This window comes from Mucilaginibacter antarcticus (assembly GCF_042686155.1).
GTDB classification, from domain to species: Bacteria; Bacteroidota; Bacteroidia; order Sphingobacteriales; family Sphingobacteriaceae; genus Mucilaginibacter; species Mucilaginibacter antarcticus.
Window position 1 is genome coordinate 77,273 of record NZ_JBHUON010000004.1, and the last position, 18,340, is coordinate 95,612.

General features: G+C 43.5%; 14 protein-coding genes. 7 read left to right on the forward strand and 7 right to left on the reverse strand.

Translation table 11 applies throughout. The annotated features are described in order from the left end of the window. The first annotated feature begins 94 nt into the window (after positions 1-94). Positions 95-505 carry an RNA-binding S4 domain-containing protein gene (locus tag ACFSYC_RS05180; RefSeq protein ID WP_377124239.1) on the forward strand — a complete coding sequence of 137 codons (411 nt, stop codon included), beginning with the start codon at positions 95-97 and terminating at the stop codon, positions 503-505. 88 nt (positions 506-593) lie between these two features. Here ACFSYC_RS05180 and ACFSYC_RS05185 read toward each other — a convergent pair whose 3' ends face one another. Both ACFSYC_RS05185 and ACFSYC_RS05190 read right to left on the reverse strand, forming a co-directional pair. Continuing rightward, complete coding sequence (locus tag ACFSYC_RS05185; RefSeq protein WP_377124241.1) at positions 594-1,067, reverse strand: nucleoside deaminase; 474 nt, start codon at positions 1,065-1,067, stop codon at positions 594-596. Positions 1,068-1,208: 141 nt separating this feature from the next. Continuing rightward, on the reverse strand, positions 1,209-1,808 hold the full coding sequence (locus ACFSYC_RS05190; RefSeq protein WP_377124243.1) for an OmpH family outer membrane protein: 600 nt from the start codon (positions 1,806-1,808) through the stop codon (positions 1,209-1,211). Between the two features lie 258 nt (positions 1,809-2,066). On the opposite strand from ACFSYC_RS05190, the gene gyrB reads away from it, so the two are divergent. Further along, complete coding sequence (gyrB, locus tag ACFSYC_RS05195) at positions 2,067-4,025, forward strand: DNA topoisomerase (ATP-hydrolyzing) subunit B (protein ID WP_377124245.1); 1,959 nt, start codon at positions 2,067-2,069, stop codon at positions 4,023-4,025. A gap of 86 nt (positions 4,026-4,111) precedes the next feature. Here the strand turns inward: gyrB and ACFSYC_RS05200 are convergent, their stop codons facing one another. Next, the gene (locus ACFSYC_RS05200) at positions 4,112-4,561 is read right to left on the reverse strand and encodes a DUF2059 domain-containing protein (protein ID WP_377124247.1); all 450 of its coding nucleotides are present in this window, start codon (positions 4,559-4,561) and stop codon (positions 4,112-4,114) included. 136 nt (positions 4,562-4,697) lie between these two features. Continuing rightward, entirely contained in the window at positions 4,698-6,182 is a 1,485-nt protein-coding gene (locus ACFSYC_RS05205; protein ID WP_377124249.1) for a phytoene desaturase family protein, read from the reverse strand. Positions 6,183-6,266: 84 nt separating this feature from the next. Between ACFSYC_RS05205 and ACFSYC_RS05210 the strand changes: the two genes are divergently transcribed. Next, positions 6,267-7,091 carry a phytoene/squalene synthase family protein gene (locus ACFSYC_RS05210; RefSeq protein WP_377124251.1) on the forward strand — a complete coding sequence of 275 codons (825 nt, stop codon included), beginning with the start codon at positions 6,267-6,269 and terminating at the stop codon, positions 7,089-7,091. A 1-nt stretch (position 7,092) separates the two neighbouring features. Beyond that, entirely contained in the window at positions 7,093-7,329 is a 237-nt protein-coding gene (locus tag ACFSYC_RS05215; RefSeq protein WP_377124253.1) for a cytochrome b5 domain-containing protein, read from the forward strand. Between the two features lie 57 nt (positions 7,330-7,386). Here ACFSYC_RS05215 and ACFSYC_RS05220 read toward each other — a convergent pair whose 3' ends face one another. Together ACFSYC_RS05220 and ACFSYC_RS05225 are read right to left on the reverse strand one after the other, a co-directional pair. Beyond that, positions 7,387-8,304, reverse strand: coding sequence for a PfkB family carbohydrate kinase (locus tag ACFSYC_RS05220; RefSeq protein ID WP_377124255.1), 918 nt, complete (start codon positions 8,302-8,304; stop codon positions 7,387-7,389). A gap of 335 nt (positions 8,305-8,639) precedes the next feature. Then, positions 8,640-9,668, reverse strand: a complete 1,029-nt coding sequence (locus ACFSYC_RS05225) for a chemotaxis protein CheB (RefSeq protein ID WP_377124257.1) — start codon at positions 9,666-9,668, stop codon at positions 8,640-8,642. A gap of 286 nt (positions 9,669-9,954) precedes the next feature. Here ACFSYC_RS05225 and ACFSYC_RS05230 point away from each other — a divergent pair, with 286 nt between their 5' ends. Next, positions 9,955-10,584 carry an MEDS domain-containing protein gene (locus ACFSYC_RS05230; RefSeq protein WP_377124259.1) on the forward strand — a complete coding sequence of 210 codons (630 nt, stop codon included), beginning with the start codon at positions 9,955-9,957 and terminating at the stop codon, positions 10,582-10,584. Positions 10,585-10,599: 15 nt separating this feature from the next. Here the strand turns inward: ACFSYC_RS05230 and ACFSYC_RS05235 are convergent, their stop codons facing one another. Then, positions 10,600-14,025, reverse strand: coding sequence for a PAS domain S-box protein (locus tag ACFSYC_RS05235; protein ID WP_377124261.1), 3,426 nt, complete (start codon positions 14,023-14,025; stop codon positions 10,600-10,602). 226 nt (positions 14,026-14,251) lie between these two features. Here ACFSYC_RS05235 and ACFSYC_RS05240 point away from each other — a divergent pair, with 226 nt between their 5' ends. Both ACFSYC_RS05240 and ACFSYC_RS05245 read left to right on the forward strand, forming a co-directional pair. After that, a complete protein-coding gene (locus tag ACFSYC_RS05240; protein WP_377124263.1) occupies positions 14,252-17,278 on the forward strand; it encodes a PAS domain-containing protein in 3,027 nt (1,008 codons plus the stop codon). An 85-nt stretch (positions 17,279-17,363) separates the two neighbouring features. Beyond that, positions 17,364-18,236 (forward strand): glycoside hydrolase family 25 protein, encoded by an 873-nt coding sequence (locus ACFSYC_RS05245; protein ID WP_377124265.1) that lies wholly within the window; start codon positions 17,364-17,366, stop codon positions 18,234-18,236. The last annotated feature ends 104 nt before the right edge of the window (positions 18,237-18,340 follow it).

Below are 18,340 nucleotides of genomic sequence, written 5' to 3' on the forward strand. Positions count from 1 at the left end.
GACAAAATTCGGGCTAAAGTCGGCCTAAAAGGCAGGGAAGGTTTTGTCAAATGATGGACACTAAAGATATAATTTCTTAAATTTGCTACTAGTTATGGCCGAAAAAGAAAAACTTCGTATTGATAAATACCTGTGGTCTATCCGCTTGTTTAAAACCCGGACGCTAGCGTCCGACGCTTGTAAAGCCGGACGCGTAAAGCTAAATGGAAGCAATATTAAACCATCGCACGAAGTTAAACTGGGCGAGGTTTACCAGGTATCAAAAGGGCCAGACCGTAAAATAGTTAAAGTAACGGGGCTGCTTGAAAGCCGCACGGACGCTAAAACTGCGGTCGGATTTTACGCAGATATTACCCCTGTTGAGCAAACACCTGCTTTTAAATCAATGTTTCATGCCCCAATGCTAAAACGAGACAGGGGCACTGGCCGCCCTACTAAACGCGACCGGCGCGAGATTGATGATTTGAAGGATGATTTGATGGAGAATAAAGCAGAAGAGAACTAAAAAGAAAACAGCGCCAGGCGGAGGCCCCCACGCACGTAGGCCGACACTTCGAGAGCTTCAGGGTGACACCCTACACTTATTATTGGTACTAATACGCCGTTTTACCTTCCGTATCGCTCCATAACTTAAATACGCCCAGCGCTTCGTCACGCATTAGTTGTACCACCGGCAGGTTACGCTTATCCATAGGTAGCTCAAGTTCATCGTAAATAAACTTATCGTCAAACCCTATAGCGGCAGCATCAGTCTTGGTGTTAGCATAGTAAATTTTATCAATTCGTGCCCAGTAGATAGCACCAAGGCACATAGGGCATGGCTCGCAGCTGGTGTATATCACACAGCCCGCTAAACTAAAAGTACCCAGCTCGCTGCAGGCCAGCCTAATGGCAGACACCTCGGCATGCGCGGTAGGGTCGTTAGTAGGCACAACCCTATTGGCACTACGTGCCACCACCATTCCGTCCTTAACTATTACAGCGCCAAATGCCCCCCCCTGCGCCTCCCTTACGTTATGCTCGGACAGATCAATGGCCATCTGAATAAACTTTTCATGGTCAGTCATTTTTAAGAATCAAGTGTTAAATGCAAGAGCAAAGATTTTGATCCTGCTTATTACAAAAAGAAACCCCAGCTTATGGCCGGGGTTTTTATTATTTTATTTAGACATCCATTTTGCACATACGCACGGCTGCATATACACATATTATTTTTTGTCTTTAGCGTAAGCGTCATTCAAAAGTTTAACAGCATCACTAGTGATATCAAGGCTTGGGTCAACAAACAATACACCCGGAGCTGTTTTTGAGTAAGTCAAAATTAATTTGTAACCTTTTTCTTTAGCGTGCGATTTAGCAAAATCGGCAAGTTTATTAAATAACCTTTCAGTCTCTTCTGCCTGGTATTTTTGCAACTCGGCAGATTCTGATTGCTGATATTGACCAAACTCTTGTTGTTCGCGTGCTAAACGCTGTTCAGTTTCCTGGCGTTTATCAGCAGCCAAAGTAGCGGCAACTTTTTGATAATCGGCAATCTCGCGTCTCAAAGCGTTTTCTTTTGATTGTACAGATCCCTGAGCGGTTCTGCTTTTTGCGTTTAAACGATCCTGCATATCTTTAGCATAATCGTATTTAGCAAGTAGCGAATCGGAGTTTATATATACCGTTGTACCTTTATTAGGTGCAGCAACAGTAGTTGAAACAGCAGGAGTAGTTGCGGCAGGTTTGTTGTTATTGCAGGCAGCAACCGCGGCTGTAACGGCCAGGCCTAAAGTAACTTTGGCAAAAATAGAACCAGTGATTTTCATTTAAATTCTGTTTGTAGTTTGAGTGATTGTTGACGACCTCCCTTGCGAAACAATCATCAGCATTTAATTAAAAAAATTTCACAAATATAAACTTTCATAACAAGTATCCTAATCATTTCAAAACCTGACTTTGTTGTTGCTTTTGCCGCTTCATATCGTGCGTTTACGCAACTCTTTCAACACTGCTCCATTTTATCAACACTAGTGCTTATATGGGTTAATTTGCGTATTTTTGTGAGTTATTTTTTTAACCAAAATATGAGCGAAGAAAATATTGACAAATCGAATTATTCGGCAGATAATATACAGGTTTTAGAGGGTTTAGAGGCAGTGCGCAAGCGCCCTTCCATGTACATTGGCGACACAGGCGTTAAAGGCTTGCACCACCTTGTTTATGAGGTTGTAGATAACTCTATTGACGAGGCTTTAGCCGGTTATTGCGATACTATAAATGTTACTATTCATCCGGGTAACGCTATAACCGTAGTTGATAATGGCCGTGGTATCCCAACAGGGATCACCAAAAAAGAACAGGTATCGGCCTTACAAATTGTAATGACCGTTTTACACGCCGGTGGTAAGTTTGATAAAGACACTTACAAAGTATCCGGTGGTTTGCACGGTGTGGGTGTAAGTTGCGTTAACGCGTTATCAATCCACATGAAAACCGTTGTTGAGCGCGAAGGCAAGATCTTTACCCAGGAGTATTCTGAGGGTAAGCCGCTGTTTGAGGTTAAAGAAATTGGCGTGTCAGACCGCACAGGTACTACCCAAACTTTCCAGCCTGACTCGACGATATTTACCTTGACTACCGAGTATAAATTTGATACACTGGCTGCACGTTTACGCGAGCTTGCTTATTTAAATAAAGGTATCAGGTTGACATTAACAGACGAGCGCGAGCCCAACGACGATGGTTCTTTTTTAACAGAAGAATTTTATTCTACCGGCGGATTAAGCGAGTTTGTTAAATTTTTAGATGGCACCCGTACCTCTATTATCCCCGAGCCTATTTACGTTGATGGTATTAAACAAGGTATACCCGTTGAACTTGCTTTGCAGTACAATGACACCTATACAGAAAACGTACACTCTTATGTAAACAATATCAACACGCACGAAGGTGGTACACACGTTGCAGGTTTCCGTCGTGGTTTAACCCGTACTTTAAAAAGCTACGCTGATAAAGAGGGTTTATTAAAAAACCTCAAAGTTGAAATTACAGGTGATGACTTTCGCGAAGGTTTGACTGCTGTAATATCTGTAAAAGTACAGGAGCCACAGTTTGAGGGCCAAACCAAAGGTAAGTTGGGTAACAACGAAGTAATGGGCGCGGTAGATCAGGCAGTGGGTGAAATTTTGGGCAACTACCTAGAGGAGCACCCTAAAGAGGCCCGCATGATAGTGAGCAAGGTAGTATTGGCTGCTACGGCCCGTGCTGCTGCGCGTAAAGCACGCGAAATGGTTCAGCGCAAAAGTGTTATGGGCGGATCTGGTTTACCCGGTAAACTGTCTGATTGCGCCAACAGCGATCCGGCATTGTGCGAAATCTATCTTGTCGAAGGTGACTCGGCGGGTGGTACTGCAAAGCAGGGCCGTAACCGCGAGTACCAGGCTATCCTTCCGTTACGAGGTAAGATCCTTAACGTAGAAAAAGCCATGGAGCATAAAATCTACGAGAACGAAGAGATAAAAAACATGTTTACCGGTCTTGGCGTAAGCCGCGGTACGCCAGAGGATGATAAAGCCTTAAACATAACTAAGCTACGTTACCACAAAATTGTGATCATGACGGATGCTGACGTGGATGGCTCGCACATTACTACGCTGATATTAACTTTCTTCTTCCGTTATATGAAGGAGCTTATTGAGGCTGGTTATGTGTACATAGCATCGCCACCGTTATACCAGGTTAAAAAAGGTAAGGAGTTTGAATACTGCTGGACCGAAGACCAGCGCCTGGCTGCTATACAGCGCCTAAAGGGTGCCGGTAAAGAAGACAGCGTACACGTACAACGTTACAAAGGTTTGGGCGAGATGAACGCGGAGCAACTATGGGAAACTACCATGGACCCTGCCCGCCGTACACTTAAAAAAGCCAGCATTGAAAACGCTGCAGAGTGCGACCATACTTTCTCTATGTTAATGGGCGACGAGGTTGCACCACGCCGCGCATTTATTGAGAAAAACGCTAAATACGCCAGGATCGATACATAGTAGATTTCTGGTGTCGTCTTTTCGACATCAGGTTTATAGGAAACAAAGAAGCCGCTCAATTGAGCGGCTTCTTTGTTTTAAGGCAATTATTTCTTCTTTGTTTCCAGCATTTTGGCGGCCATTCTCTTTTGCATTTCAGGAATGTATTTCGTCATCATACTGCTCATCATTTCTTTTTGGAGAACCGGCCCTAAGTTTACCATTTTCTGTCCTTCGGGAGTACTATAAAAGTCAATGTATTTTTGAAGTTCCCGGGCTGTGAAATGTTTTTCATAAATGGGCACCATGTCAGCTATTAGTTTTGGTGCTAAAGTTTTGATCTCGCTTGCCATGATTGCAGACATCTCCTGCGCCCTTTTTGGATCAGCCTTTGCCATGGTCTGACTAAACATTGCTTTCATATTATCAGCCATAGCATTGGCATTTTTTTCAGTGCCCATAAGCTTAAATAACTTTAAGGTGTTGGCGTGGCTGGTTTGTGCCGAAGCATTAAGGCCTAAGCCCGCTAAAAGGACAATCAGTAATGTTTTTTTCATTTTGTAAGGTTTAAAGTTTGTTTGGAGGGAGCAATATAGAACTCCTGTCATACATAAGCAAATTATGTATGGAATAATTCGCATGAATAAGCAAACAGCAGCTAGTGAGCACCTATTAAAAGTTTCGCGTTGATTATTAGGCACCCTTAAAATAAGCTATAGCCTCTTTAGCTACTATTTGCCCGGATATAATAGCAGGCGGCACACCAGGACCCGGTACAGTTAACTGACCGGTATAAAGTAGATTACTAACGTGCTTGTTGCGCATGGCAGGTTTAAAAAAGGCGGTTTGGCCAAGCGTATTGGCTAAACCATACGCATTTCCCTTGAAAGAATGATAATCGGTTTTGAAATCATTAAGCTCATAGCTTCTTTTAACGACGATATTATTGCGGATGCTTTGGCCGGTAATGCTTTCAAATCGCGACAGCAATAGTTCAAAATACTTTTCGCGAATGGTATCATCATCATCCAGGCCCGGAGCAACAGGCATTAAAAAGAACAGATTTTCGCAACCCTCGGGTGCTGCGCTGCTGTCCGTTTTTGATGGTGCGCAAACATAAAACAGGGGCTCATCGGGCCATTGCGGCGATTTATAAATCTGCCGGGCATGCTGCTCAAAGTCCGCATCAAAAAACAAATTGTGATGCTGTATGCCCTCCACCTTTTTGTTCAAACCGATGTAAAACAGCAGGCTCGAGGGTGACATTACCCTGCTATCCCAATATTTTTTATTGTAGTTACGGTGCGGCTTGTCCAGTAAATGCTGATCTACGTGATGATAATCTGCACCGGCGATAACCATATCAGCGGTAAAATCGCCCCTATCAGTTTTAACATAACTCACCTTTTTATCGGCGACTTCAATTTTAACAACTTCGGTATCTAATTGAATTTCAACACCCAAGCTTTTGGCCAGGCTTATCATAGCTTTAACAATTTCGCTCATACCGCCCATCGGGTACCAGGTGCCCAACGCAAGATCAGCATAGTTCATCAGGCTGTACATGGCCGGGGTATCCTGGGGTGCAGCGCCTAAAAACAACACGGGAAACTCTAAAAGTTGCCTTAGTTTGGGGTTTTTAAAATTGCTGTAAACATGCTTACGCATACTGCTAAGCAACTGCAAGCTGAAGCTTTTTTTGATGAGGTTAAAGTCGATAAACTCTGTGATGGAATGCGAAGGCCGAAATGCATACTCGCCCATGCCTACCATGTACTTATGTTTTGCTTGCTTTAAAAATTTGGCTAGTTGTGTGGCGCTACCAGGTTCTATGGATTCAAAAAGTTGGTCAAGATCATTACGATCAGCGGGCACGTCAACTATATCATCTGCAGCAAAATAAACACGGTACCCCGGGTCAATCCGTTTAAGCGTGTAGTAGTCAGCCGGCTTTTTATCAAACAAGGCAAAAAAATTCTCAAAAACATCAGGCATCCAGTACCAGCTAGGGCCCATATCAAAAGTAAAACCATTTTGCTGCCAAACCCGCGCGCGGCCACCAGGTTGGCTATTTTTCTCCAAGATGGTAACCTTGTACCCCTCTTGGGCCAAAACACAAGCAGCCGACAGGCCGGCGAAGCCCGAACCAATAACGATGATATGTTTTTGACCAGCCATATTTGAGCTGTCTAAAGTAAGCAAAATGTTTTGCGGGCGACCGTAAATACGTACTTTTGAAGCCTAAGCGCTTTTGTGTAGAAAATGGATTTGTATGATGAAGCCTGTTTTGAATGCAGTAAGGTAATTACCACAAAATACAGCACCTCATTCAGCAAAGGTATTAAGAAATTTAATAAGCAATTCAGGTATCCTGTTTATGCCATTTATGGCTTTGTGCGCTACGCGGACGAGATCGTTGATACCTTCCACAACCATAACAAGGCACAACTTATTAAAGATTTTGAGCAGGACACATTTAAGGCAATTCATCAAAAAATAAGCCTTAACCCTGTACTGCACTCTTTTCAGCTGGTGGTAAACAAATACGATATTGATCATCAATTAATAGAAGAATTTCTGCGATCGATGGAAATGGATTTGACCCATAAAAAATATACGGATGCAGATTACCAAACCTATATTCATGGCTCGGCAGGTGTTATTGGGCTAATGTGTTTGCAAGTGTTTTGTGAGGGTGATAAACCCACCTATCAGCGGCTTACCCCTATGGCACTGAGTTTGGGCTCGGCGTTTCAAAAGATCAATTTTCTGAGAGATGTTAGATCTGACTTTGAAGATCGCGGACGCACTTATTTCCCCGAGGTAGATTTTAATAATTTTACGCTACAAAACAAACAAACAATTGAGGCTGATATCAGGCGGGATTTTGAGAGGGGACTTGAGGGTATTAAACTGTTACCACGCGGCGTGAGGCTAGGCGTTTACACTGCGTATAGCTATTACCTCGAGTTGTTTAATAAGATTCGTCGGCTGCCTGTGAGTGAAATATTAAACCATCGCGTGCGGGTGTCAAACACCACCAAAGCGGCTTTGTATGCAAAAGCTCTATTAAAAACACAATTTTAGAATGAGCGAACTGCCTATCTACACCAAATCGCAATTAGCCCTACGTAACGGGCAAGACAAGCCCGAGGTATGGATTGCCTACAAGGGCCTAATTTATGATGTTACCCGAAGCCGCCTATGGCGCAATGGAAAGCACTACGAACACTGGGCCGGCCAGGATTTAACTAACGAACTAGGTGACGCACCGCATGACGAATGGGTGTTTAAAAATTTTGACGCCATAGGGAAATTGGCCTAAGCAAAAAAGGCGAGATTAATGTCCCGCCTTTTTTTGTAATTATATTTCTGGGCTCGGTTAGCCTATCTGAAAAGATGAGAGCTGTACAAATTCTTGTACCCTTGCGGCGACTTCTGTTTCGGTAAGATTTTTGATCTTTTCGGTTCCGAATTTTTCTACGCAGAACGATGCCAGTGCGGATCCAAAAATGATTGCGTTTTTCATATTATTGAAGTTAACCGTACCTACTTTAGCCATATAACCAATAAAACCACCTGCGAAGGTATCACCAGCACCGGTTGGGTCAAACACTTCCGCCAGTGGCAATGCAGGTGCCGAGAATACTTTATCCTCATGGAATAGCAACGCGCCGTGCTCGCCTTTTTTTATGATTAGGTACTTAGGGCCCATGGTTAATATTTTACGTGCTGCTTTAACCAACGAATACTCGCCCGATAGTTGGCGTGCTTCGGCATCATTAATGGTCAATACGTCAACCATTTTAATGGTAGTCAGCAAATCGTCCATAGCAATGTCCATCCAAAAGTTCATGGTGTCCATTACAATTAGTTTAGGGCGATTTTTAAGGCGGCCAATAACCGTTTGTTGTACTTGCGGGGTAAGGTTACCCAACATTAAATATTCGCAATCCTGGTAATTTTCGGGGATTATAGGGTCAAAATCAGCCAACACATTAAGGTCGGTAATTAATGTATCGCGGCTGTTCATATCGTTATGGTATTTTCCGCTCCAAAAAAACGACTTTTCCCCTTTTTTAATTTGCAGGCCTTCGGTATCAATGCCGTGCTTATTAAAGTCAGCTATCTCGCCTTCAGGAAAATCATCGCCAACAACAGCAACAATTTTTATTTTATCATAAAAATATGATGCAGCCAAACCCGCGTAAGTAGCAGCGCCACCAACAATTTTATCTGTTTTACCAAAGGGTGTTTCAATCGCGTCAAACGCTACCGTACCAATAACTAATAAACTCATTTAATATATTAATTTTTATGGCGCAAATATCACTAATTAAACGCATTTATCATACAAGGTTTTACATGGTTATTCTGGTATAATCCACCGTGCTCCTACTTACCACTAATTTTCCCTTAACGAAAGTTTCTTACCAAAAAACAACTGTTCGCATAATATCAGTTTCAGCGGCCAAATAGCTGCGGAGAGTGGGCTTTGTATGATGCACTAAATGAGCAATACAAGCTTATTAACCATTGATAATGATGATCCAACTTTTCAGTATGTTACTGATAGCTGCAAGCTAACTTACCGGGCATCTTTCTTGCTTCTAGCTCATGCGTATATTAGCAAGGTTAATTTGGCAAGTCGCTTTTTGTACCTTTGTCATCGGCTAATAAAATGGCACGAATCCGTTCAATATGCACTTGTGAGGCTTCCGCTCTTTCGCTGGCAGACTTGGCTATCGCTCCCTTGCTATCCACTGCCATAGTTGTCAACAAGTTCTTTCTTTCCTCAAACATGCGGAGGGCAACCCACATAGTTTCTTCCAGTTTTTTTGTTTGTTCTGCTAATAAGGCTGCCGCAGTATACGAATGCCCGGTATGGCATCGATAACGTTTTGCAGCACCTATGGCCACTTTCCATAACACACCGCCACAGTTTGGACAATTAAAAGGCACTTGATCCCCCAGTGCGTTTACTGATGGCAAATCGCTTAGTACCCGCTCTGCAATAGCCGATTCAATCAAAATATCTTTTGGCACCGGTTTTCGCTTAGCCGCCTTTTTGCTAACCAACTGATATAGTAAACCACCCATTTCTGCTACGGGCAGGCAATGATCCGGTTTTAGTTGATTAAGTGCATTTTTTGGCATATCGGGGTAGGGAGCATCGGATGGGTCTTGGATTATGCAAATGCCGCCACAACGCTGAATCGCCATAAGTCCTGCTGTCCCATCGTCCAGATATCCGGTTAACAAAATACCAATCACCTTGTTGCCAAAAGCCACGGCAGCCGAACGGAATAAGGGATCAATTGCCGGGCGTGAACGATTTTCGGTAGCCCCTTTAGTTACAAGTATCGTTAGTTCTTTATCAATAAGTAAATGATGATCAGATGGTGCAAGGTAAATGTGTCCATTAACAAGTGCGTCTCCGCTGGTTGCATGACTGCACTGTAATTTACCGCTTCTATTAATGCCATCCAACAAAACGTCACCCGTCGCATCCGATGATATATGTTGAACGATTAATATGGGTGCAGGAAAATCGCTTTGTAACTGGCTAACAAGTTGAGATATAACTTCTAAACCACCGGCAGACGCACCGATTACAATAACATAGGGTATCGGTTGATGCTTAATCTTTTTAGGTTTCAACATAGTAATAGATAGTTACTCAAACCTACAAATTCCTATTGAATATAGGTACCGTCCCATTAAAATATAGGGCAAACAGTACTCCTGCATTAGTAAATTCTAAGGAAAAGACTGTAAATTTTGGTGTATTAACGTTGAGTTTAGCGTGGCTATTGTTGGCCTAAAGACGTACCTTAGACGCACAAACAGAAAATCTTTGTAATCAACAATTAAATCAAACAAATCGCCTAGTGAACCGTTTTGTTCTTGTTACCGATCCGGTAGCGGTTTGATAAGAATACAAATAAGAATGGAAAGTCCCGCGAATGCCCAATGGCAAATGGCTGATCCCCATGTTTTTTGGGGTGAGATAGCTCCGACTGAGCATGTGGTACAGATCTATGAAAACGATGAATCTTTTTTAAACGTTTTGGGAGGCTTCGTAAGCAGCGGCCTTACAGCTGGGGAATGTGTAGTTCTTATTGCGACCACGCCCCACTTGAACGCCTTAACGGATTTGTTAAATAAAGATGGGTTTTGTGTCGCCGAGCTAGCCGCCGACGACCAGCTGATTTTGTTGGATGCTGAACAAACTTTAGCACAATTTATGGTAAATGGCTGGCCAGAGGCGCAACTCTTTAACACGTGCGTGTCAGGCATCATCAAGCGGGCAAAGGACAGAAACCGTCCGGTACGTGCTTTTGGAGAAATGGTAGCGCTTTTATGGGCCAAAAAAGAAGCGGCTGCCACCGTGCACTTAGAGAACTTGTGGAATCGTTTTTGCGAAACACAAGCTTTTTGCCTGTTTTGCGCTTATCCAAAAATCGGATTTACTCAAGATGTAAACACCTCCGCTCATACTATCTGTTGCGCGCATTCTAAAATGATCTCGGGCGAACAAAAGTCGGCAACCAGAATATTTTATAAAACGGCCGTATAGGCTAAGTGAGCGTAGTTAAACCGGCAGTTCTATCGTAAACACGGAGCCTTTTCCTTTCTCGCTTTCTACCCTTAACTGGCCATTGTGTCGGCTAATAATCTCTTTACTAATATACAAACCAATACCAAGCCCCGATATATGCTCGTCTACCTCCTCTACGCGGTAGAACCGAGAAAATATGCGGCCCTGTTGTTCTGGCGCAATGCCCATTCCAAAATCTTGTATCTTTATAATAGCGCCTTCGGCGTTTCCTGTAACGGATACCTTGACCAGATCTGCCTTCGGCGAATATTTGATGGCATTACTCAACAGGTTGATTACCACCTGCTCTAAACGCTGACGGTCGGCCGCTAAAACGAATGAACCAACCTCACTGTGGAAAGCTATATGGTGTGATCGGGTAGTATACTGCATTTGTTCAATAAGGTCTCGCACCAAGCTAACCAGATCAAATGAGGTATAAGTGAGCGGCAATTGGCCGGACTCGATTTTGGTCACATCCAGCAAGTCGCTTATCAGCGCGGATAGCCTGCCGGTTTGTTTTAACGCTTTTTCGACAAAGGATTTGTTTATATCACTTTCCGGCATTCTTAGGTTGATGATTTGCAAAAAGCCGCTTAAGCTGGTAATGGGTGTTTTAAGTTCATGACTTGCCAGCCCTATAAATTCATCTTTTTTAGCATTTAGGTTGTGTATCTGCTCATATAGCTTAGCATTATCTAACGCTACACTAGCTTGGCTGGCAATACCAGCCACCAATTTTTCATGTTCTTCCGTAAATTTGTCTGCCTCGGGGTGTCCGTAAAAAAGCCCCCCAATCACATCGCCGGATTTGGAGATGACCGGGATTGCCAGGTAGCTAACAACCGGCAAGTGACTTTCGGGCATGCCGTGGTGTGGATGGTTGTGCCCATAACGTGGGTCTTTAGTGATATCCGCTGACCGTACAATCTCTTCGCCGCTAAAAGTTGGGTGAAAAATTGCTGTGTTACGGGGCGTACCAAACTTTTCAAACGCCTCCCTGGGAGCGCCTGATAAAGTATAGAGCATATATGATTCTCCCCGTTCGTCAAGCTGGTTGTAGAAAAAGGCGCCAAAAGCGGCACCCGTTATTTGTGTGGTTGCATCCGTTACCCTTTGTAATATCGACTCAATGTCAAGGCTTTCTGCCACTAACTTCCCTACGGTGTTCAATATCTCCACATTGCGGGTATAACGCTGTAGCTTTTCTTCAAAATCCTTCTGCTTTGAAATATCGCGGGCGATCTTAGAGGCGCCGATGATATTCCCCTTGCTATCCTTAACCGGTGACACGGAAAGAGAGACATGCACCTCACTCCCGTCCTTAGCAACACGCACGGTCTCAAAGTGGTCTATTCGGCCCCCGTTACTGATCTCGCTGATGATCACTTCTTCTTCCTTTAATCGCTCTGGCGGAATAATTAGCGAAATATGTTTACCCAATATTTCTTCTTCTGTGTAGCCAAACATGCGTTGCGCCGCAGCGTTCCAACTGGTGACTATGCCCTGTAAGGTCTTGCTAACTATAGTGTCATCAGAAGTGCTAACAATAGCGGCCAGCCTGGCTTGGCGTTCCGCGCTTTCTTTTAACCGAGTTTCGTTCAGCTTCTGTTCGGTAACATCAAGTACAGAACCTATAAAACGCACCGGGCTTTCTTCTTCATTAAAATAGACCTTACCTTTCGCGCGCACCCATCGTATTTGTTCGTCAGCTACGCCCACAGTACGGTATTCTATATCGTAATCGCCATTGCTGATTGCTTTCACCATCGCGTTTGCAATAACTTTCAAAACCCTATCACGGTCATCCGGATGCAGGCCTGGTACAAAATCATTTTCGTAAGTGACTACACTTTGGTGGTTAATCCCGAACAGTGACCGGCAGCGTTCGTCCCATTCCATAGTGCCCCTCAATAGGTCAAGATCGAATGTGCCTAGTTGGGCGGCCTGTTTTGATAGCCGCACCTGCTCGTAAGCTGTTTCGAGTTCCTCAATGGTCGCGCGCAGCTGGTCCTGAGTTTCCGTTAACTCTTCATTGGTTACGGTTTGTTCTTCATTTACTGCAGCTAATTCTTCATTGGTCGCAGCTAATTCTTCATTGGTCGCAGCTAATTCTTGGCTTGCTTCGGCCGATTCCAGGCCGGCGATCTTTTGTTCATGAATATCTGTGCTCGTGCCTACCCAAAGAACAATTTCTCCGAATTCGTTTTTATGAGCGGCGAATCGGCTCAAGTGCCAGCGATACATGCCGTCATGGCGACGGAAGCGGCCTTCCACTTCCATGCCTTCGCCCCGCTGTAATGCCAGGGGCCATTGTACAGCAGCTACCCCGCGATCATCGGGGTGGAGTATGTGCCATATTTGCTCCCTTAATGTTTCAAAGTCGGTGATGCCTGTATAATCATACCAGCCCTGGTTATAGTAGGTGGCCCTGCCGTCAGGGCCAGAAGTCCAAAGTTTGTGCGGAATGGCATTTGTCAGGAAACGAAATTGCGCTTCACTTTCCTTTTTACGCTCCAGTTCTTCGCGGGCTGCTTCGTTCAAGCTAGCGTTTTCAAGCGCCAACCCGATGTGAATGGCAAAATTGCGCGCGAAAACCAGGTCTGCCTCATCGAAATACCGATCTGCTTCTGCAGAGACAAAAGTGACCACCCCAGAGATCTTATCGTGGCCACCCAATGGCACCGTAATGGCCGACTTTATGTTGATTTGCTGCAATGCTTTGAGTTGAACCGGGTCACTAATGCTATTGGTAATTATCGCTTCGGATACAATCGGTACAAAACTGGGCTCGCCCGTCTTTAGCACCCGTGCAGTACCTGTATCACTACTCAGATCCGTGGGAAAATGGTTGCGATATTCCAACGCCCATTTTATTTTCTCAGGGTCCTCGTGTTTTAATAACAAAAGTTCAAGGTGATCACCTTTTAGCAGTTCGATGGTAAACCAATTAGCAAATCGCGGAACTATGTATTGTGCTATCTGTTCTAACGCAGTAGCGGTATCACGGGCTTTCGCAAGCTCTTCTACCGATTTGTTTAAATAGGCAAATAAACTTTCCTTTTTTTTCAGCGTAGAGATGTCCTGGATAAACAAATAAATTTGAGCCTCTCCTTGCTCATCGCTGTGTACATGCGAGCTGACCAGCACGTTTTGCTTCCGCTCCGGAAAAGTATTCAGCGAAAATTCCTGGTCGCTAAATGCTTCAAGTGATAGTAATTTTTGATTGGGTTCTTCGCCAAATGCGTCATAAAAAAAATTGAATACGGACTGGCCTAGCAGCTGTCTGTCTTCCGCGTGTAGGAATTTTACGACAGCATTGTTAGCGTACATGATCACCCCGCGGATATCGATACCTATAACAGCCATGCTATTTAAATTGTATACCCGCCGGATGTCTTTGTGCGTAAGTGATTTCATAGATGATCAAAAATAGTAAAAAAATGTTTTTTGTGAAACTAATCGCCTGCTTAGGTATTTACAATTTAATTTGACTTCTCTTGAATCAAGAACCATCCTGAGGTTTGTTATTGACTACAAATTGTGGTCATTTAGATATCCATGTGCCTTAATTAACTATCAGCGTGAATAAAACAATATTTAAGACAGGCCATAAACTTTAAGTTGAATTTTTTGTATTATAACAATGTTTATAGAACGCCCAGATTCTTCTATTCCAATTTATGCGCAAGGTATAATGGCAGATTTGGTGCGTCAGTACAAATGGCACGCTACAACACTGGGGCCTATAGCCACTTGGCCTAAACCATTATTAGTTCAGGTAAACCAAATATTAGATTCCAGCTTTCCAATGTTTATCTGGTGGGGCGAGGACAAAATACAGTTTTATAACGATGCGTACTTACGTATTCTTGGTACGGACACCAATAGCAAACATCCTAAAGCATTGGGACAAAACGGTGCTGAATGCTGGCCTGAAATATGGCCCACGATTAACCCACTGTTGCAGCTTGTACTAGATACCGGCAAGCCTGTCTACTTGGAAGATCAACTCATCCCGATTTACAGACAAGGGAAGCTTGATAATGTATTTTGGACTTTTAGCTATAATGTCATAAGAGAAACCGACGGCACAGCCGCCGGAATTTTGGTCGTATGTTTTGAGACTACCCAAAAGATGCTTTTTCAGCGCGACCTTGCTAATGTGAATGAAGAGCTTGCAACTTCAAATGAAGAACTGTTAGCATTGAACGAAGAACTAAGTTCATCTCAGGAGAACTTACAACAGTTAAATTATAGCCTTGAAGCAGGGGTGGCCGAGCGGACCACAGAATTAACCGAGGCCAAAAATGCTAGTGACAAACATGAACTGCGCCTGGCATCGGTTGTAAGCAAGGTTCCTGCAGGTTTGGCCATCCTCTCTGGAAGAGAGATGAAATTAGAAATGGCCAATGCATATATGCTGAACTTATGGGGCCGTAAAGAAAATGCAGTAGGTAAACCGCTGTTTGATATTCTCCCTGAACTAAAAGAACAGGCATTTCCGCAAATACTCGATGATGTATATACATCAGGATTTCCTTACTTTAGCTATGACGCACCGGTGCAACTTATTCGTGATGGCACTGACGTCCGTGTTTATATGGATTTTTCTTATACACCACTCGCCGATCAGTATGGTACAGTGAACAGCATATTAGTGTTGGCGGAAAACGTAACAGAGCGGACACTGGCACGGCAGCGTGAACAGCAACTGACCGAAGAATTAAGCGCTGTGAACGAGGAAATGGCCGCAGCTAATGAGGAACTTACATCCATTATTGAGGAGTTGGGGTCAGCGCAGAAGACTTTAGAATTCAATTTTGCCATGCTGGAAGTGAGTGACACGCGCTTTCAAAACCTGGTGCGCGAAGCCTCAATAGGGATTATTGTGGTTACTGGCGAAGAGATCGAGGTGATCATTGTTAACGACGCCTACGCCAGACTCATTGGCCGCACCGCTGCCGAACTTTATCATAAAAGATTATTTGATGTTATACCCGAGGCAGAAAAAGATTTTAAACCGATTATTGACCAGGTAAGGCAATCCGGCGAACCACTTTCTTTATACGAAATTCCTTATGCCGTCTCTGCTGATAACCTCAAAATAGAAGGGTTTTTAGATCTGGTGTACCAGCCGTATCGCGAAGCAGACGGCGCTACTACGGGGACAATGGTTCTTTGCCAGGATGTGACAGAGCGTGTAAAGGCCAGGAAAGAACTGCAGGAGAATGAGCAGCGGCTTCGCTTTACGTTGGACGCAATACCCCAGCAAGTATGGACAGCCTCGCCAGACGGAGCGCTTAATTATGTGAATCATAATGTTAGTCGCGAATTTGGGAGAAGTGGCGAAGAAGTAGTAGGCGACGGTTGGCAAGCGTTTATTCATCATGACGATTTACCGCTTGCCATAAAGGCATGGCAATACTCCCTGGCATCTGGTAAAGAGTACCAGGCAGAGTTTCGCCTGAAATTTAAAGACTCCCAATATTATTGGCACCTGGCACGTGCCCTGCCCTTAATTGAAAATAATGAGATTAAACTGTGGCTGGGAACAAATACAAATATTGACCTGCAAAAAAATAATGAACAAAAGAAAGACGAGTTTCTATCTATCGCCAGTCATGAACTAAAGACTCCGTTGACCAGTATTAAAGCATTTAACCAATTGATGAAAAGAACGGCCGACCCGGTAAAGCAGGAGGCCTTTGTTTTAAAATCAGCTCAACATATAGAACGATTGGAGCGTTTGATAAATGACCTGCTCGATGTGACCAAGATAAACGCCGGTAAAATGAATTACGATCTGCAGCCATTTGATTTTAAGCAAATGCTGATTGAGAGCATAGAGAGTGTCCAACAGGCGTCGCCGGTACACCGTATTATCTTAGAGTCAGCAGTTGATATCACCTATACAGGGGATAGGTTCCGGCTGGAACAAGTAATTAATAATTTTTTAAATAATGCGGTTAAGTATTCACCTGGTGGAAACAAGGTTCTGGTCAACTTCAAAATAGAGGATGACAGCATCGTGCTATCCGTTCAGGATTTTGGCATCGGCATTGCCGAAGATAGCCTTGATAAGCTGTTTGACCGGTATTACCGGGTTGATAATACGGCTATGCGTTTTGAAGGTCTTGGGTTAGGTTTATTTATATCATCAGAAATTTTGAAACGGCACAATGGCAGCTTCTGGATAGACAGTAAATTGGGCAAAGGTTCGGTATTTAATTTCCGCCTGCCGTTAGCATCAGAAAGCATAAACGCTGCTGTTGCCGATACTGACAAATATTATAAGGACGACAGGATAACTATACAGTATAACGCTGCATTAGAGAGGCTGGATGTAGACTGGACGGGGTACCAAACCTTTAGCTCGGTACAACACGGCGGAATGATGATGCTGGATAAACTTGCTAAAAATAATTGCACAAAGGTATTAAATGATAACAGACATGTATTGGGTACATGGTCTGATGCTGCTGATTGGGCAGGAACAGTATGGTTCCCGATGATGGAAAATGCGGGATTAATATACTTTGCGTGGGTGTTTTCACAGAGTGCGTTTAGTCAGTTATCAGCCAAAAAAAGCGTAGACATAATGCAAGGTACCGTAACAGTTCAGTTCTTTACCGAAATTAAGGATGCGGAGGCATGGATAAACAATTGCTAATCTCCCGTTGGTAGAAGCACTAATTAAACATAGAAATCATCTAAACTACCCTCCTTATATATCCAAGAGTTATTAATTTCGCTTCGTGACCGCCAAACGACCAACATCCAAAAGAAAACCTTCAACGCCAAACCGCAAACCCTCTAGAAATAGCAAACCAACAAACAGAGCTAAACTTAATTGGAAGCTATTTGGAATTGGTGTACTGATAGTATTACTATCCCCATTTTATTACGGCTATGTATTAAAAATGTTTAGCGCGACCTGGCAATGGATTGGAGGTATTGGAGAAAACCCAAATTACAGAACTTACAAGAGCTTTGACATCTCGATACCGGCAAAGTATTTGATTCATGGCATCGATGTATCATACGCTCAAGGAAAAATAGATTGGCAAAAAGTAGCAAAGATGAAAGAGGATAGTGTACATGTTAGTTTTGCATTTATTAAGGCTACCGAGGGCCTGCTTACTGTTGACCCCTATTTTAAACGTAATTGGAGGGAAGCTCCTAAGGTTGGGATTGTTTGCGGTCCTTATCATTTCTTTCGCGCAAATAAAAATGGATTATGGCAGGCCCGGTTCTTCCTGCAAAATGTAAACCTTGAACCAGGTGACTTACCCCCTGTGGTAGATATTGAACAGCTTGACGGTACTTCTCCCGAAAGAATGCGTAAAGAATTAACAACATTTCTAAACAAGGTTGAAGACAAGACAGGTGTTAAGCCAATAATTTACACGGGCTTGAGCTTTTACAAAGATTACTTATCCGGCTACTTTAAAACATATCCTTTGTGGATAGCGCATTATCATCGCGAAGATCTAAATGCAGGTAAAGGAACAAATTGGTGGTTTTGGCAACATTCAGACCGGGCAAGAGTTAATGGAATAAATCATACAGTTGATTTCGATGCGTTTAAAGGTGATAGTATTGCTTTTGAGCGCTTTCTATTACGCTGATTTTGTTTTGCAGATTCCATATATGAATTACGAATCGAACCGATACATCAGGCTAACTTGGCCGTCACCCTTTGGCTTATCATTGAGTTTTTCTTAAAACATAA

Bases quoted from the DNA above. Each gene is read 5' to 3' on its own strand.
- ACFSYC_RS05240 (WP_377124263.1), top strand. From the start codon at position 14,252: ATGTTTATAGAACGCCCAGATTCTTCTATTCCAATTTATGCGCAAGGT.
- ACFSYC_RS05185 (WP_377124241.1), bottom strand. From the start codon at position 1,067: ATGACTGACCATGAAAAGTTTATTCAGATGGCCATTGATCTGTCCGAG.
- ACFSYC_RS05180 (WP_377124239.1), top strand. From the start codon at position 95: ATGGCCGAAAAAGAAAAACTTCGTATTGATAAATACCTGTGGTCTATC.
- ACFSYC_RS05215 (WP_377124253.1), top strand. From the start codon at position 7,093: ATGAGCGAACTGCCTATCTACACCAAATCGCAATTAGCCCTACGTAAC.
- ACFSYC_RS05190 (WP_377124243.1), bottom strand. From the start codon at position 1,808: ATGAAAATCACTGGTTCTATTTTTGCCAAAGTTACTTTAGGCCTGGCC.
- ACFSYC_RS05200 (WP_377124247.1), bottom strand. From the start codon at position 4,561: ATGAAAAAAACATTACTGATTGTCCTTTTAGCGGGCTTAGGCCTTAAT.
- ACFSYC_RS05205 (WP_377124249.1), bottom strand. From the start codon at position 6,182: ATGGCTGGTCAAAAACATATCATCGTTATTGGTTCGGGCTTCGCCGGC.
- gyrB (WP_377124245.1), top strand. From the start codon at position 2,067: ATGAGCGAAGAAAATATTGACAAATCGAATTATTCGGCAGATAATATA.
- ACFSYC_RS05230 (WP_377124259.1), top strand. From the start codon at position 9,955: ATGGAAAGTCCCGCGAATGCCCAATGGCAAATGGCTGATCCCCATGTT.
- ACFSYC_RS05235 (WP_377124261.1), bottom strand. From the start codon at position 14,025: ATGAAATCACTTACGCACAAAGACATCCGGCGGGTATACAATTTAAAT.
- ACFSYC_RS05220 (WP_377124255.1), bottom strand. From the start codon at position 8,304: ATGAGTTTATTAGTTATTGGTACGGTAGCGTTTGACGCGATTGAAACA.
- ACFSYC_RS05210 (WP_377124251.1), top strand. From the start codon at position 6,267: ATGGATTTGTATGATGAAGCCTGTTTTGAATGCAGTAAGGTAATTACC.
- ACFSYC_RS05225 (WP_377124257.1), bottom strand. From the start codon at position 9,668: ATGTTGAAACCTAAAAAGATTAAGCATCAACCGATACCCTATGTTATT.